Genomic DNA, 14975 nt, shown 5'->3' on the forward strand with positions numbered 1-14975 from the left:
CGACGCGGGCCCGGTCGGACTCACTGCGCAGAACACAGAATTCGTTGCCTTCGGGATCTGCGAGGATTGCCCAACCCGAACCATCGGAATTCCGGTGATCGGCGACCAAGGTGGCGCCGAGAGCCAGCAGCCGGTCCACCTCCTGATCGCGGGAGGTCTCCGGGCGCAGACACAGATGGATCCGGTTCTTGACCGTCTTCCCCTCGGGCACCTGGTTGAAGTACAGCACCGGGCCCTCCGCCAGCAGCACCCGAGTCTCCCGGGCGCCCGGTCCGTCCTCCGGATCCAGCGGACGGCCGGTCACACCGCTCCAGAACCGGGCAAGCTCGTAAGCATCCGCACAGTCAATCGCCACATTCTGCAATACCGAAACCATGCGAGCGAGCCTTCCCGATCTCCCCGCCGAACGCCACCGGGTTGCGCTCGTCCTTCGCGTACACCGCTCAGGCTCCTGGCGGCGCTTTCGGTAGCCGGCGGCCCGGGACGCGTCGGATGGGTCGCGTGACTGCTGAGCGTCCTGGCCGTTCCCGTCGCTGTGGCCAGTTCGTCGACCGGAGCAGCCGACTTTCCGCACAGGACGTCGACCAATTCGGACGCGACGCACGACATGCGTGTACACAGTTGCCGACATACACTCCCTTCTATCGCCAGCCCAATAGGGATCACTGCAAGGGATACGCAGCCATTCTGTGCGTGAGGGCAGACCTATGACAGCGCATGACCAGCCGGGCAGGAATGACGACGGCGCGGTGGAATTGCCGCCCGGGCTCCGGCATTCCCGTCGCAAGGTTCTGGGATTCTGGGCGGCGGGAGCCGCCGCGGTCGGCGCGGTGCCCTACGTCGACCTCGGCGCGTCGAAGTCTTCCCGGGAACTCCTACCACCACCGTCCGAGAAGGATGAATTCGTAAACCAGTCGACGCCATCCCGATATTTCGTCCGTCGCGAAAATGGTTCGTATGAGATGAAGTGGGGCCCGGTCGGCGCCGCGGTCTTCGGCGGTCCCGGTCAGCCATACGGGGATACGATCCCGAATGACCGGTCCTATATCCACAATCGGGCGAAGCCACCCGCCATCGACGTCGATACGTGGCGCCTGAAACTTACCGGGGACGCGCTCACCCGTCCCCGGTCGTTCAGCTATGCCGAGCTGTTGGCGATGGAGCGGGTGACCTTGCGCCGCACGCTCGACTGCGGTGCCAACTGTGCGTCCTTCTTCCCCAAGCTCCCGCCCTCCGGGAGCGGCGGTCGGTGGCTGCCGGAAGGGTTCACCCAGTGGCACTTCGGCGCCGTGACCGCGGCCGAGTGGACGGGGGTGCGGGCCAAGGATGTGCTGGCCGCGGCCGGGGTCCACGGTGCGGTGGAAGTGAAGTTCACCGGCCTCGACAACATCTCCGGTCCCGGCTATCCGGGCGGCACGGCCCACTACTCACAGGTCGTCCGCGCCGAGGAGGCCCTCAAGGACGACACGCTGCTGGTGTATCGCATGAACGGGACCACTCTCCCCGTCGACCACGGATATCCGCTGCGCGTCCTGTTCTCCGGGTGGTCCGCCAACCACATGGTCAAATGGCTGGGCGAGATCCAGGTGTCGAAACGGAGTATTCCGGTAACGGGACCGGCGCAGAACCAGGTATTGACCGGACCCGCCTATCCCACCCCTGTCCGACCCACCGTCGGCCCCGTTCGCAGCGCCGTCGAGCACGATCCCGAACGCACCCTCACACCGGGCGACCACACGCTGCACGGTCGCGCCTGGTCCGGTTCCGGAGCCATCGATCGCGTCGATGTCACCGTGGAGAAACTCGTCAAACCCGGGGAATGGACCACGGTGATTCCGTGGCACGAGGCGAAGCTCCTCAGCACACCCGAGCCCCTCATGTGGGTACGTTTCGAACTGCCCTGGCAGAACGTACAGCCGGGTTATTACCGGATCATGACGCGCGCCAAGGACACCGCCGGCAACATCCAGCCGCGCCCCGAGGATGTCGCATGGAACCAGCACGGACTGGTTTACAACGGGCACTATCCCCTGGAATTGATCGTCGACCCGGCCAGCGAAATGCCGTGATCCGGCGCATCGGCCGGAGCCGGATCGCCTCCCGGGCTCGGACTGTTCCACGAAGCCGAGCGTGGTGTTCAGCCGGAGCCGGGGTCGCGACGACCGGTGGATTCGGGTTCAGGGCTGGATGACGACCCGGCCGCGCACCTTCCGCTGCGCTACGGCGTCGTAGGCGTCCGGGCCGTGGCCGAGGCCGTAGGTCTGCGCGATCGGCAGTGGGGTGAACTCGCCGCGCGCGAAGAGGGGGGTGATCCGTCCGAGGCGCTCGGCGGAGGCGGTGGCGTCCAGTTTGCGGCTGTCCACGCCCAGCATCCGCGCTTCGCGGTGGTAGAAGTCGGTGAGGTCGATCTCGACGGTGGAGGTGCCGACGGCGCTGATGACGACCAGCCGCCCGCGGTGGGCGAGGGACGCCACCGCGGCGGGTGTGGTGACGCCGCCGACGGCGTCGTAGACGACATCGGCGCCCCGGCCGCCGGTGATGCGCCGGATCTCGGCGGCGACATCGGTGTCTGCGTCGATGGGCACGAACTCGTCGATGATCTCGGCCGCGGCGGTGCCGTCGGCCGGGGCGTGGCGGTCGACGCCCAGTACGGGACGGGCGCCGACGGCGCGGGCGATCTGCGCGACCGCCGTGCCCACGCCGCCCGAGACGCCGAAGACGGCGACGGTCTCGCCCGCGGTGAGTGCGGCGGTCTCGATCGCGCCGAGCCAGCCGACCACGAAGTTCACGCCGACCGTCGCCGCCTCGGCGAAGTCGAGGGTTTCGGGTTTGCGGGCCAGGGCGCCGACGGGCAAGGCGAGGCGTTCCGCGTGCGAGCCGTCGAGGGTGAATCCGAGGTCGCCCCCGGTGCCCCACACCTCGGCACCGAGCCACTCGTCGGGTCCTGCCAGGACGACGCCCGCGAAGTCCCGGCCGGGAACGCGCGGGAGGACGGTGCCCTCCATGGCACCGGCGATGTTCTTCACGTCCGAGGGATTGACCGAGCCCGCCTTGACGGCGACGACCGCGAGGCCGTCGCCGGCGACCGGGTCCGCGACCTCGGTGACGGACAGCACCTCGGGGCCGCCGAACCGCTCGAAACGTAGCGCGCGCATGCTCGCCGTCCTTTCGCTCACTGCGTCAGGGGTGATGGTCAGTGGGGTTGGTCAGTGGGGTTGGTCAGTGGGGATCGTCGGTGGGCATGGAGAAGTGCGTGTCGGTGTCGATGTCCACATCGAGCGCGTTGATCATCAAGGCCAGCCCGCTCCACCGGTTGATGATCATCAGTACCTCCAGGAGTCGCTCGTCGCCGAGCGACTCGCGCACGCGGTCCAGCAGGGCGGGCGTCAGCGATGCGGTGGTGACCAGTTCGGTGGTCATCTCCAGCACGGTCAGCTCGGTCGGGGTGAACCCGCCGTCGGCGAGGCGGCCGTCGGCGGCGAGGGCGCGGAGTTGCCGGGAGCCGATGCCCACGCCTTCGGCCATGGGGGTGTGCTGCGCGATCTCGTAGGGGCACCTCATCAGGTGTCCGGTGCGCAAGATGACCAGTTCCCGCAGCCGTGCGGGGACGACCTTGCTGGTCAGCGCGGCGCGGCCGGCGAGCATCCACCCGGCGAAGGGCGGGCCGGCGTGGGCCAGCGCCCGGTAGACGTTCAGGTTCCCGCGCTCGGCGGCCAACTTGCGGACCTCGTCCGGCATGGTGGCGCAGTACCCGATCCGGGTCATGGGGAGGTCTCCAGCCGGGCCTGGTCATCGATGTCGGGCTCGGCCGCGTTCAACACCAGTGCGAGTCCGTAGTACAGGCTGATCAGCAGCAGCAGTTCGGTCAGCCGGGCCTCGTCGAGCACGGCTCGGGTCGCGGCGAAGGTCTCCTGGGTCACCGTGCCGGTCGTGCACAGCTCACCGACGAAGATCAGCACGGTGTTCTCCGGCTCGGCGAAGCCGGGCACGGGCCCCTCGGCGCTCAGCGCGCTGATCTCCGCATCGCTGATTCCCGCTGCGCGGCCCACGTCGGTGTGCTGGGCGATCTGGTAGGCGCAGCGTTGCAGATGGGCGATCCGCAAGATCACCAGTTCGCGGAGCCGAGGGCTGAAGGAGCCGCCGTCGAGCTGCGCGTCGACCATCGCACTCCAGCCGTCGAACACCTTCGGGGCGCCCGCCAGGAGACGGAAGACGTTCAGTGCACCGCGGCGGCGCAGGAAGTCGCGGGCGGTGGGAGTGAGGGACTCGACGGGGGTCAGCGGGATGCGGGACACCCTCAGTTCTCCTTGCGGGCCAGCGCGAACGTCCACTCCACCGTCTGGAACGGCTCGGCCATGCGGGTGCCGTCCGGAGCGGTCCCACCCGCCTCGTGGTGGACGAAATCCACCACGAGGGACCGTCTGAGCCCGAAGACCGCGTCGCGTTCCAGGTAGGGGTCGTCACTGCGGAACAGCATGGTGATCAGCGGTTCGAAGCCCTCGGCATGGAACCAGAAGTGCAGGTGCTCGGGGCGCATCGGCGAACGGTTCGCGGCACGCAGAATCTCTCCGCACGGCCCGTCGGTGGGGACCGGGTAGTAGCGCGGAGCCACCGAGCGGTACCAGAACCGCCCTTGGTCGTCGGTGGTCAGCAAGGCACGCATGGCCGGCCGGCCGTGCAGCTTCTCCGGCATCTGCACGTCGTAGAAGCCTTCTCCGTCGCTGTGCCAGGTGTCCACCCGGGCGCCGGCCACCGGGTTGCCGTCCGCGTCGAGCACCGTGCCGTGGAAGAAGAGCGGAACCCCCGCGACCCCACCGGAGATGTCCGATCCGTTCTGCGCCGTCGGCCGGCCCGCCACGTAGAAGGGGCCCAGCAGCGTCGATTCCGTCGTCGACGTCCCGCGCTCGCGGTTGATCAGGTCCACCAGAACGCTCAGGCCGAGAATGTCGGACAGCAAGGCGAACTCCTGCCGGGCCGGGGTGCTGATATCGCCCACCCGCTTGAGGAATTCCATGGCCGTGAACCATTCGTCGCCGGTCAGCCGGACTTCCCGCGCGAAGTCGTGCAGATGCTGGACCAGGCGGACGAACAGTTCCCTGACGCGCTCATCGTCCGCGCCGTCGAAGGTCCGCTGCACCGCTTCGGTGATCGAGGTCTCCGTCAGGTCGTTGGTCATCGCGCCTCTTCCGCTGTCAAGGCCACCCCGGCACCGGACAGTTTTGGGCTGTCCGGGATGCCGTTCAACGACCTGACGCGACAACCATCCCTATAGAGCACGGAACTAGGCCAACCGGAGTCCTCTTCACGTCAGTTGACCGAGCCCGTGCCGCCTGCGCGGCGGGTACGCGTCAGCCGACGGCACCGAGGATCGGCGCCCAGGTGGCACCGGTGAGTGCGGCCACCGCCTGCTTCTGGGAGAGCGGGGGAGCGTCACGGGTCGGCTTCGGCAGGCTTCCGCCACCGAAGTCGCCGGCGGTGTTCCACTGCACCAGCTGAAGCTGGGCGCCGGTCGACTTCAGGGTCACCGTCGTCGTCCAGCGGTGCGCGATGTCGGAGTCGGGGACGGGGTCGGAGCCGATCGGCCGCCTTTCCGCGATCTTCTCGGACATCACCAGGGCTCCGCCGGGAAGCGCGGCGCTGCTCGGCAGCTCGCTCAGCTCGCAGGTGTCGCCGACCTCGGCGCGCCCGGCCGTATTATCGCAGTTCAGCCCTTCGCCGTCCCTGAGCGGCAGCTTGAGCCGCAGGGCCGAGACCCCGACGTTGGCGGCGCCGTGCCCGTCGTTGGCGTCCACTGCGCCGTTGGCGACCCATCCGCCGGACGGATCCGAGGGGTTGTTGCTCTGCCCGGTCTCCTTGGCGAACCGGCTCCCGGGGAACGTCTTCTTCACCGCGTCGATCATCTGGGCGCCACTGATCGCGGAACGGGGCATCGCCAGCGCCACCGGCTCCATGTCGGATCCTGCGGAGCGGGTCCCGATGAGCGCGCCGGGGATCACGAGGCCGGCTGCCGCGATCACGGCGCAGGCGCCGACTCCGGCGATGGCGCCGGCGCTGCGCCGACGCCGGCGGCTCCGCCCGCGCTCGACGGCCCCGCCCAGAAGCGTGGTGAGATCGGGTTCGAGGGAGTCGGTCGTGCGGTCCAGGGCATGTGCGAGGTCTGCTTCGAACGGCATGCTGGCGTCACCTTTGCTGTCGCTGGTAGGGGCTGTGTGGCGGTGTTGACCTGCGTGCACGGTGCTCAGTGCGGAACCAGGTCGGACAGGCTGTCGCCGAGCAGCGCGCGCACCCTGCCGAGTGCCCGGGTGCCCTGGGAGCGGACCGCACTGCTGCTCAGCTTGAGCATCTTGGCGGTCTCCTCGATGCTGCGGTCCTCCCAGTAGCGCAGCAGCAGCACCGCCCGGTCGCGGGGCGGCAGTTGGGCGAGCGCGTCCAGCAGGGTGAGCCGCAGTGCGGTGTCCGGGCCGGGCGCCGCACCGTCGGGCAGGTTCCCGATGGGGCGCTCGCCGGTGCTCCGCCGACGCCGCAGGCTGAGGAAGGTGCGGACCAGAACCGTCTGGGCGTAGGCCGCCGGGCTGTCCGCACGGGCCACCCGCTTCCAGTGCACGTACACCCGGCTGAAGGTTTCCTGGACCAGGTCCTCGGCGAGATGCGTGTCGCCGGCCGCGAGGACGTACGCCGAGCGGTACAGCGGCTTCGCCCTCTCGGCCACGAACTCCAGATACTCATCCTCCTGTGCTGATTTCACTCGGTTTCCGCCTGTTCCGTTGTCCTGTGATCCCCGTGCATACCCCTCATGACTACGTAGGGCGGCAGGATGTCGCGCGGGCCAGGCATCTTCTCTTTCGCCTTCTCTTTCACCGCTGCTGCGTCGACGGCGGTCCGCGGGAGGGGAGGGAGGACGCCCGGCCGACGGCGGCACCACCCGGACCGGCGCCGCCCCGCGGGCGGGCCCGCGGGACACCGCCCCGCTCCACCGCGGCCGGCCCGTTGGAACGGAAGCCGCCGCTAGCTGGAACGGAAGCCGCCGCTGCACCGTCCGGGGGGCGCCGCGCTCACCCGCGAAGGCGCCGCGCCGCCGACGTGACGGCGAGGGGCCGACGGCGTACCGGCGGCGTCAGGCTTCGCGGGTGGCGTAGCCGAGCGCGCGTTCGCTCAGCGTCTCCTCGACGACGTCGAGGAGTTCCAGCAGGGCCTCGGCGATCGCGGCGGGCTGCTCGCCCGCCTCGATGCGTCGGCCGATCTCGCCGTAGACCAGCGAGTGGAACCAGCCGATCTGGCCGGCGATCACGCACGGCGTCCGGTCGCCGGGCGCGGCTCCGGTCTCCTCGGCCAGGACGGCGGCCAGGGCGTCGGTCATCTGCCGGCCGAGGTCCTCCAGGCGGGCGGTGAGGGTGGGGGCGGCCCGCATCATCGCGAATACGGGGCCGAAGCCCGCGGTCAGGCCCACCTTCCGTTCATGGCGCCGCAGTTCGTCCCGCAGCCGGCCGAGCACCGCCCGCGCGGCGGATTCGCCGGGCTGCCGGGCGCGCACGATATCGGCGAGCCGCTGCGGGGACGCCTCGTCCGGCGGCAGGACGAGGTCTTCCTTCGCCTCGAAGTAGTTGTAGAGGGTGTTGACCGAGACCTCCGCCGCCGCCGCGACCTCGGCGATGGTGACGCGGTCGAAGCCCCGCGCCACGAACAGGCCGAGGGCCGCCTCGGAGATACGCTGCCGCGTCTGCCGCTTCTTCCGTTCCCGCAGCCCCTCGCTCACGGCAGGTCCCCGGGGAGCCACCGGGCGGACACCCGTGCACGGGCGGCGAGGTGGGTCACATAGGCGTCGCGGACGTCGTCCGGGGTGCCGAACCCCGGCTCACCGGCCAGCCACACGTCCGGTACGGCGGCGGCGACCCGGCGCAGCAGCTCCGGGGTCACCCGGTGCGCCAGCTGGGCGTCGGCCGCCGCCATGTCGAGGCCGGGCGAGCCGAGCGCGTGCGACCGGAAGTCGTACGCCTTGCCGACCACGTCCGCCGCGCTCTCCCACCGGTGGTGGAACACCAGCGACGCGCCGTGGTCGATGAGCCACAGGCGCGGCTCCTGGTGGCCGGAGGTCGGCCAGGTCATGAGGTTCGAGCTGTGCACCGTACGGTCCACATTCGCGGTGAACGCGTCCAGCCAGAGGATCCTGGCGGACTCCACCGGGTCGGTGTCCGCCGCACCCGGCGTGAAGTCGGCGGCTCCCGGCAGGTAGTCCATGCCGAGGTTGAGTCCCGCACTGGCGTGCAGCAGGTCCTGCACCTCCTCGTGCGGCTCTCCGGCGGCGACCGCGGGATCGAAGTTCACCAGCACCAACTCCGGTATCCGCAGCCCGAGATGGCGCGCCAGCTCGCCCACGATGACCTCGGCGACGAGCGCCTTGCGCCCCTGTGCCGAGCCGGTGAACTTGACCACGTACGTCCCCAGGTCGTCGGCCTCGACGACGCCGGGGACGGAGCCGCCGCTCCGCAGCGGGGTCACATACCGGACGGCCGTCACCGTGCGGAGCCCGTCCGAGGATGTCTCCATGCGCTCCCGCCTCTGTCCTGGTCGCTCGTGTGTCCTGGTTGCTCGCGTGCCCTGGTCGCTCGTGCTCGCCTCAGCAAAAAATGGCATGCGCTGCAAACATACAGCGCACTATAGTTTTTTTGGGCTTCCATGAAAGGGGACGACGCCGGTGACGACGGACGAGCACGAGGCCGCGGTGAAACGAGCCAACGCGGCCCTGGAGACCTACACGCTCTCGGGCGACGGCTGGCGCCGCAGCCCCGGCGAGACCCTGCAGCACGTCCTCGCCGACCTGCTGCACTGGTGTGACGACACCCAGCGCGACTTCGACGCCGCCCTGGAGCGGGCGCGCGCCCGGTATGCCGGAGAGGGCCCGCCCTCCAGATAGGCGCGGACCGTCTCGCGGTCGGCCACGTCGCGCGCCGGGCCCGGTGAGCGCGGGCCGCACGGCCGGCCCGGTCCGGGCCGGGGCGCCCGCGGCCCTCTCGTCCCCGGACTCACGGAAGCACTCGCATGACTCACGAAAGCACTCGCAGCAGCGCCTCCAGCGCTCCCGTGAACGCGTGGTCCGGCGGTCTCCCGTAGGCGACGATCAGCCCGTCGAACTCCGGTGCCTGCTGCACCGCTTCGGCGTACCGGAACTGGCTCAGCCCCTCCAGCCCCAGCCCCTCCCGCTCCGCCGCCCGGAGGATGTCCCGCTCGGTGCCCGGCGGCAGGCGGAGCACCACATGGAGCCCGGCGGCGATACCGGTCACCCCGATGTGCGGCGCGTGTTCGGCCAGCGCCGCCACCAGCTGATCGCGCCGCCGCCGGTAGCGCAGCCGCATCCCGCGCAGATGCCGGTCGTACGCGCCCGAGGACAGGAACTCGGCGAGGGTGAGCTGATCCAGCCAGCCGACCGGCCATTCACCGGAGTCCTTGAGCGCCAGCACCGGATCCACCAGGCGGTCCGGCAGCACCATCCAGGACAGCCGCAGCGCGGGCGACAGGCTCTTGCTGGCGGTGCCCAGGTAGACGACGTGGTCGGGATCGAGCCCCTGGAGGGCGCCGACCGGTTGTCTGTCGTAGCGGAATTCGCCGTCGTAGTCGTCCTCCAGGATCAGTCCCCCGGTGGCGCGCGCCCAGTTCACGGCGGCAGCGCGCCGGTCGGGGTGGAGTGACACGCCGGTCGGGAACTGGTGAGCCGGTGTGAGCAGTGCCGCCCGGACATCGTCCAGCGCCGCCAACTCCCCCGTCCTGGCGCCCTGTTCGTCCATCGGGAGGGGGACAGTGCGCAGACCGGCGCGGGTGATGACATCGCGGTGGAGGTGGAGGCCGTACGACTCCACGGCCAGCTGGCCGTCGCCCGGCCGCCAGCCCTCGCCCGCGGTGCCGGGGTGCCGCGCGGCGCCCCGCCGCCCCGTACCCGTGCGCCGCGCCGGGCCGTGGCCGCTGCCGGTCTCCGCGCGCAGCACCCGGCCGATCAGTCCGAGCCCCTGCATGAATCCGGCACAGATGACGATGCGGTCCGGGTCGGCGCGGACGCCGCGGGCGCGGGCGAGGTAGTCGGCGAGGACGGTGCGCAGCTCCGGGCGGCCCGGCCCCGAGCCGTAGCCGAACGCCTCGTTGGGGGCGGCGGTCAGGGCGCGGCGGGCGGCGCCCAGCCAGGCGGTGCGCGGGAAGGAGGAGACATCGGGGGTGCCGGCGGTGAGATCGCAGCGCGGCCGGCCGGGGCGCCGGTCCGGGCCGGGGGCGGGGCGCCGGGCCGGGGGCGCGCTCCGCGACACGGTGCGCTCGGCGACACGGGTGCCGGAGCCCTGCCGGGCGCTGAGCCAGCCCTCGGCGGCCAGCTCGGCGTATGCGTCGGCGACGGTGTTACGGGCGATGCCGAGGTCGGCGGCGAGCGAGCGGGAGGACGGCAGGCGGGTGCCGGGGGCGAGCCGCCCGGTGCGGACGGCGTCGCGCAGGGCACGCATCAGGGCGGCCCGGGGCCCACCGGCGCCGGTGAGGTCCAGATGCAGGTCACGGCCGAAAGTGGCCCATGAATTGTCCATGTAAGTGGACCATACCGCTGTGCCACTGGCACCGTAGCGTGGTGACCATGACGACACTCTCTACGCAGGAAGGGCAGGCGGCGCCGGCGACGCCGATGGCACCGGCAGCATCAGCGACACCAGCGCACGCACCTGCACCTACACCTGTATCCGCACACACACCCGCATCGACGGCAACGGCATCGGCGGCAATCGCCGCGCATGGCGCGCACGGCCCCCGGATGCAGTGGGCGAAGCTCGCGCCCGAGGTCTTCAAGGCCATGAACGCGCTGGACAGGGCGGCGCGGAAGGGGCTCGACCCGGCACTGGTCGAGCTGGTCAGGATCCGCGCCTCGCAGCTCAACCGCTGCGGGTACTGCCTCAACCTGCACGCCCAGGACGCCCTCAAGGCCGGTGAGACCGTTGAGCGCGTCTACCTGCTCAGCGCCTGGGAGGAGGCCGGCGCCTACTACACCCCCAAGGAACAGGCCGCCCTCGCCCTCACCGAAGCCGTCACCGTCCTCACCGACGGTTTCGTCCCGGACGCCGTGTACCAGCGCGCCGCCGAGCACTTCGAGGACGCCGAGCTGGCCCACCTCATCGCCGTCATCAACACCATCAACGCCTGGAACCGCTTCGGCGTGACCACCCGGCGGGCCCCGGGACAGGAGTGAGGTGCTGTCCGACCTGATCCCGTTATCGGCCCGCCCCACGGTCCGCGCGTCGTCGCCGGCAACGATGCCGGCCGTGGCTGCCGGGAGGGCCCCGGCCCGTCCCCGGACGCCCTCCCCCACTCCCCCACACACCCCCACCCACACCCCCACCCACGCCTGGCACCGCGGGAGCACCGCGGTCCGGACGACCCCAGGAGGTCCTTCATGACGGCTGCGGCACTCCGCGCACTGCACCACGGCTCATCCCTGCCCCTGATCCTCCCGGGCCCGTGGGACGCGGCCAGCGCCAAGGTCTTCGCCGACGCCGGATTCCCGGCGCTCGCCACGCCCAGTGCGGGCATCGCGGCCACCCTCGGCCACGAGGACGGGCAGACGCCGCCGGACGAGATGTTCGCCGCGATCACCCGCATCGTGCGGGCCGTGGACATCCCCGTCACGGCGGACGTGGAGGCCGGATACGGGCTCTCCGCGAAGGAGCTGGTGGGCCGCCTCGCGGACGCCGGCGCGGTGGGCTGCAACCTGGAGGACAGCGATCACGCGTCCCACGTCCTGACGGACCCGGAGCGGCAGGCGGAGTGGCTGGCGCAGGTACGGGCCGAGGCGGGCGACTCCCTGGTGATCAACGCCCGGATCGACACGTTCCTGTGCGGGGTCGAGGGCACCGAGGAGGCGGTACGGCGCGGCCGGCTCTATGCCGAGGCGGGCGCCGACTGCGTCTATCCGATCCTCGCCCCGCCGCCGCTGCTGGCCGAACTGGCCGCCGGAATCGGCCTTCCCGTCAACGCCCTGGCGCGACCGGGCGGCCCCGCCCCCGGTGAACTCGGCGCCCTGGGCGCCTCCCGGGTCACCTTCGGCCCCCACCTGTACCGCCAGGCGATGGCGGCCGTGACGGGCCAGGCGGAGCGGCTGCGGGACGAGATCCGGCAGCCGGACGCGGACTGACGGAAGCGAAACGGCGGGGCCGATGGCGGCGGGGCGAGGGGTGTCGGGCCCCTCGCCCCGCCGCCGTCGCGCGCGGTACGGCTACTTCGTCTCCGCCTTCGGATTGACGTTCTTCGCGAGGAGTTCGTTCATCTCCCCGTAGGCCATGGCCGCCTTGCCGTTCTTCTCGTCGTGGAAACGCAGCAGATAGTGGTACATCACGCTCACGCATTTATCGCGGCTGCTGTAGGCGGCATCGTCGGTCAGCCGCAGGTCCTGGGAGATTTCCTTTATCGCGCCGTCGGGTGTGGTGTAGAGCGGATGCCAGCGGAGGGTGACCGCGGGATTGAGCCGCTGGATGATCCGCAACTGCGGAATCTCCTGCGCGATGAGGACGCTGTCCGGGTTGTAGGCCCGCAGATACACATGGACGGGACCGGTCGCGCGCTCGACGAAAGCGCGGGAGAGGACGTTCCACAGCGGCGCCTGGAGCTTCCAGTCGGCGTGCAGTTCGAGTTGGTCCACGACCTTCCCGAGCCGGGTGAACTCCAGCGAGGTGTGCCCCTTCGCGTGTGCGTAGACACTCACGTCGAAGCCGCCCGACCAGAGCGCCATCGTGGGCGTGCCGATCCGCAGATGGTCGCCCACGAGATTGACGAGCTCCCGGTACCAGCTGTTCGAGGCCCGGTGCGCCCGCCGCTCGTCGGGGCCGAGGGCCGGGTCGGCGGACTCCTGGTTCAGCCGGTCCTGCTCCCCGACGCCCCCGAGCAGGAGTTGCCAGGCGCTGTCGATCACGTCCGCCGGGAAGCCGCCCGCCTTCATCAGGTTCTGGAACACCGGCCATTCGGGGTGGTCCTGCGCCTTGTCGGCGTAGTGCTCCGTGGGCGCGTTCGCGGACGGTTTACGGCGTTGCACCGCACGGGCCGGTCCCGCACCAGCGGCGGGCCGCCGCACTGCCAGCCGGCGGGCGACCGCGGCGTTGCCCGCGGAGCGTTGCAGCGCCATGACCTCCGTCGAGGACAGGGCTTCCGGCAGGTGCGCCGCGACCCCCGCCGCGGCCCCGTGCTCCGGCGACGCGGGTCTGCGCCGCTCCCCGCTCTGCCGCTGCCCGGTGCTCACGTCCTGCTTCCGGTCCTGCACGCACCCACTCCTCGGCACTTCGCGTCGTTGCCCCCTGTCTAGGAGAGACCGGCGCGCCGGACAAGGGCGGGAAGGGCACAACGGATGTCCGCGGGGGCACGACTGCCGGTGTGTTGGCACTCCCTACGCCAAGTCAGTTGGAGTGCTCCGGCTTTCGCCCGACGAGAGGACTCAGGAATGACCGGGTATCCCGTTCATGTGGACAGTGAATTCGCGGGCCTCAGGACCGTGGTCCTGGCCCGGAGCGAGTTCCGCGCCCCGGATGTGATCCGCCCGGATGATCCGATCCTGCGGCCCCTGGGCGCCCAGGACCGTCGGGCCGTGCTCACCATGCAGGGCAAAGAGCACGCCGAGGCGTTTCCCGAGCGGCAGCGCGCCTGGGAGACGGAGCGGGAGAACTTCAAGACCGTGCTGGAGCGCCACGGGGTGGAGGTCCTGCGGCCGCGTCTGATGACGGAAGCGGAGAAGGCCGCTGCCGGCCCCGCGGGGTACGGCAACTTCTTCGTCCGGGACCCGTGGTTCACGGTGGGAGCCAACGTCATCGAAGGGAATCCGCGATTTCGTCACCGTCGACTGGAAGTGCTGCCCAGCAGGCCCGTTCTGCGCGAGCGCGCCCTGCCCGGCACGGCTGCTTATGTCGCCGCGCCCATTCCCGAACTCGCCGACGGTGACGGCTCGGACGGGCCGGGCCCCTTCATCGAAGGCGGCGATGTGCTGGTGCTCGGCACGCATGTCTTCGTGGGCTTTTCCGGGCTGGCGTCCGACCCCGCCGGTTTCCGATGGCTCAGGCAGTTCCTGGAGCCGCAGGGTTTCACGGTCGAGCAGGTGCCGCTGCGACCGCATGTCCTCCACCTCGACTGCGCGCTCGGTCTCATCCGCGAGGGGCTGCTGCTCGTCTGCGAGGAACGGCTGACCGCGGGCCTGCCCGCGGTGTTGCGTGACTGGGACCGTATCGCCGTATCCGAGGAAGAGGCGGTAGCGCTCGGGACGAACGGCCTGCCGCTGAGCTCCGAGGTCTACGTGACCGACCCGATTTTCTCACGGATCGCCGATCAGCTCGAACACCGCGGTGTGCACGTCGAGTACGTCGACTTCGCCATCACGCGGAGCTTTGGCGGCTCGTTCCGGTGCTCCACTCAGCCGCTGACCCGCGTCGACTGAGACGCCTGCGTCCCCACTCCCCTGTCGCCCGGTGCGGCGCCGCCCCGCTCCGCTCCGCCGTACCGGTCGCCGGCGGAGTAGCCGCCCGGCCCCCGGCCCTCTCAAGACCCGTCCCAGATCCCCAGACGCCTGAGCCGACGCTGCCGGAGCCGCTCGGAGACGGCCGTGAGGGCGAAGACGAGGCCCATGGCCGGCCCGAAGAACACGGCGAACAGGGGATCGTCGGGTTCGTCCGCACGTGACAGCAGCAAGCAGAAGAGGGTGAAGGGAACGGCCACGCAGAGACCGGCGCCGATGGGGTGACGGGCCACCCACTTCTGGACCCGGGTCGGACGCCGCTGCCCGCCCAGGGTCCGGTCCAGATGCCGGAACGCGTCACCCAGAGACCGCCGCCAGTTCGCCACGGTAGGAGGATATGGCAGCCGATCAGCCGCCTTCCGGCCGAGGGTCAGGAACTGCTCTCACGTAAGTGTCCATGAGTGTCCTTTAGGAGTCATGAGTGTTGTACGATCTCGTGTATGAACCTGACGGAATGGGCACGCGC

16 protein-coding genes and 1 pseudogene are annotated in these 14975 nt (G+C 70.7%); 5 read left to right on the plus strand and 12 right to left on the minus strand.

Annotated features, from left to right (window positions below; translation table 11 throughout):
* Positions 1-7: 7 nt before the first annotated feature.
* Positions 8-376 (minus strand): annotated as a pseudogene (locus IH09_RS23155) (VOC family protein); the annotation flags it as partial.
* A gap of 331 nt (positions 377-707) precedes the next feature.
* Between IH09_RS23155 and IH09_RS23160 the strand changes: the two are divergent.
* The gene (locus IH09_RS23160; protein WP_110952525.1) at positions 708-2069 is read left to right on the plus strand and encodes a molybdopterin-dependent oxidoreductase; all 1362 of its coding nucleotides are present in this window, start codon (positions 708-710) and stop codon (positions 2067-2069) included.
* Between the two features lie 108 nt (positions 2070-2177).
* Here the strand turns inward: IH09_RS23160 and IH09_RS23165 are convergent, their stop codons facing one another.
* From IH09_RS23165 to IH09_RS23200, 8 genes are all read right to left on the minus strand, one after another.
* Complete coding sequence (locus IH09_RS23165) at positions 2178-3155, minus strand: quinone oxidoreductase family protein (protein WP_052859377.1); 978 nt, start codon at positions 3153-3155, stop codon at positions 2178-2180.
* A gap of 64 nt (positions 3156-3219) precedes the next feature.
* Complete coding sequence (locus tag IH09_RS23170; protein WP_052859378.1) at positions 3220-3765, minus strand: carboxymuconolactone decarboxylase family protein; 546 nt, start codon at positions 3763-3765, stop codon at positions 3220-3222.
* Entirely contained in the window at positions 3762-4295 is a 534-nt protein-coding gene (locus IH09_RS23175; RefSeq protein WP_052859379.1) for a carboxymuconolactone decarboxylase family protein, read from the minus strand. The genes IH09_RS23170 and IH09_RS23175 overlap by 4 nt, the downstream gene beginning before the upstream one ends.
* 2 nt (positions 4296-4297) lie before the next feature.
* Positions 4298-5176: a dioxygenase family protein gene (locus IH09_RS23180; RefSeq protein ID WP_052859380.1), complete on the minus strand. Its 879-nt coding sequence runs from the start codon at positions 5174-5176 to the stop codon at positions 4298-4300.
* 172 nt (positions 5177-5348) lie between these two features.
* On the minus strand, positions 5349-6173 hold the full coding sequence (locus IH09_RS23185) for a hypothetical protein (protein ID WP_052859381.1): 825 nt from the start codon (positions 6171-6173) through the stop codon (positions 5349-5351).
* A gap of 65 nt (positions 6174-6238) precedes the next feature.
* Positions 6239-6745, minus strand: a complete 507-nt coding sequence (locus IH09_RS23190; protein WP_052859382.1) for a SigE family RNA polymerase sigma factor — start codon at positions 6743-6745, stop codon at positions 6239-6241.
* 369 nt (positions 6746-7114) lie between these two features.
* A complete protein-coding gene (locus IH09_RS23195; RefSeq protein ID WP_052859383.1) occupies positions 7115-7753 on the minus strand; it encodes a TetR/AcrR family transcriptional regulator in 639 nt (212 codons plus the stop codon).
* Complete coding sequence (locus IH09_RS23200) at positions 7750-8544, minus strand: HipA family kinase (protein WP_052859384.1); 795 nt, start codon at positions 8542-8544, stop codon at positions 7750-7752. Before IH09_RS23200 ends, IH09_RS23195 begins: the two co-directional genes overlap by 4 nt.
* Positions 8545-8692: 148 nt before the next feature.
* Between IH09_RS23200 and IH09_RS23205 the strand changes: the two genes are divergently transcribed.
* Positions 8693-8911, plus strand: a complete 219-nt coding sequence (locus IH09_RS23205) for a hypothetical protein (RefSeq protein WP_052859385.1) — start codon at positions 8693-8695, stop codon at positions 8909-8911.
* Between the two features lie 130 nt (positions 8912-9041).
* Here the strand turns inward: IH09_RS23205 and IH09_RS23210 are convergent, their stop codons facing one another.
* Positions 9042-10556 (minus strand): aminotransferase-like domain-containing protein, encoded by a 1515-nt coding sequence (locus tag IH09_RS23210; protein WP_052859386.1) that lies wholly within the window; start codon positions 10554-10556, stop codon positions 9042-9044.
* A 221-nt stretch (positions 10557-10777) separates the two neighbouring features.
* Here IH09_RS23210 and IH09_RS23215 point away from each other — a divergent pair, with 221 nt between their 5' ends.
* A complete protein-coding gene (locus IH09_RS23215) occupies positions 10778-11209 on the plus strand; it encodes a carboxymuconolactone decarboxylase family protein (RefSeq protein ID WP_240150528.1) in 432 nt (143 codons plus the stop codon).
* A 204-nt stretch (positions 11210-11413) separates the two neighbouring features.
* Positions 11414-12151 carry an isocitrate lyase/PEP mutase family protein gene (locus IH09_RS23220; protein ID WP_052859387.1) on the plus strand — a complete coding sequence of 246 codons (738 nt, stop codon included), beginning with the start codon at positions 11414-11416 and terminating at the stop codon, positions 12149-12151.
* 81 nt (positions 12152-12232) lie between these two features.
* On the opposite strand, the gene IH09_RS23225 is transcribed toward IH09_RS23220, so the two are convergent.
* Positions 12233-13270 (minus strand): hypothetical protein, encoded by a 1038-nt coding sequence (locus IH09_RS23225; protein ID WP_052859388.1) that lies wholly within the window; start codon positions 13268-13270, stop codon positions 12233-12235.
* Between the two features lie 198 nt (positions 13271-13468).
* Between IH09_RS23225 and IH09_RS23230 the strand changes: the two genes are divergently transcribed.
* The gene (locus IH09_RS23230; RefSeq protein WP_205379288.1) at positions 13469-14431 is read left to right on the plus strand and encodes a dimethylarginine dimethylaminohydrolase family protein; all 963 of its coding nucleotides are present in this window, start codon (positions 13469-13471) and stop codon (positions 14429-14431) included.
* A 101-nt stretch (positions 14432-14532) separates the two neighbouring features.
* On the opposite strand, the gene IH09_RS23235 is transcribed toward IH09_RS23230, so the two are convergent.
* Positions 14533-14835 (minus strand): hypothetical protein, encoded by a 303-nt coding sequence (locus tag IH09_RS23235; RefSeq protein WP_052859390.1) that lies wholly within the window; start codon positions 14833-14835, stop codon positions 14533-14535.
* Positions 14836-14975: the final 140 nt, after the last annotated feature.

The organism is Streptomyces celluloflavus (assembly GCA_000720995.1).
GTDB lineage: Bacteria > Actinomycetota > Actinomycetes > Streptomycetales > Streptomycetaceae > Streptomyces > Streptomyces celluloflavus.

Coding starts and splice junctions, on each gene's coding strand:
- IH09_RS23170 (WP_052859378.1), bottom strand. CDS start 3,765: ATGACCCGGATCGGGTACTGCGCCACCATGCCGGACGAGGTCCGCAAG.
- IH09_RS23160 (WP_110952525.1), top strand. CDS start 708: ATGACAGCGCATGACCAGCCGGGCAGGAATGACGACGGCGCGGTGGAA.
- IH09_RS23215 (WP_240150528.1), top strand. CDS start 10,778: ATGCAGTGGGCGAAGCTCGCGCCCGAGGTCTTCAAGGCCATGAACGCG.
- IH09_RS23200 (WP_052859384.1), bottom strand. CDS start 8,544: ATGGAGACATCCTCGGACGGGCTCCGCACGGTGACGGCCGTCCGGTAT.
- IH09_RS23185 (WP_052859381.1), bottom strand. CDS start 6,173: ATGCCGTTCGAAGCAGACCTCGCACATGCCCTGGACCGCACGACCGAC.
- IH09_RS23165 (WP_052859377.1), bottom strand. CDS start 3,155: ATGCGCGCGCTACGTTTCGAGCGGTTCGGCGGCCCCGAGGTGCTGTCC.
- IH09_RS23210 (WP_052859386.1), bottom strand. CDS start 10,556: ATGGACAATTCATGGGCCACTTTCGGCCGTGACCTGCATCTGGACCTC.
- IH09_RS23180 (WP_052859380.1), bottom strand. CDS start 5,176: ATGACCAACGACCTGACGGAGACCTCGATCACCGAAGCGGTGCAGCGG.
- IH09_RS23220 (WP_052859387.1), top strand. CDS start 11,414: ATGACGGCTGCGGCACTCCGCGCACTGCACCACGGCTCATCCCTGCCC.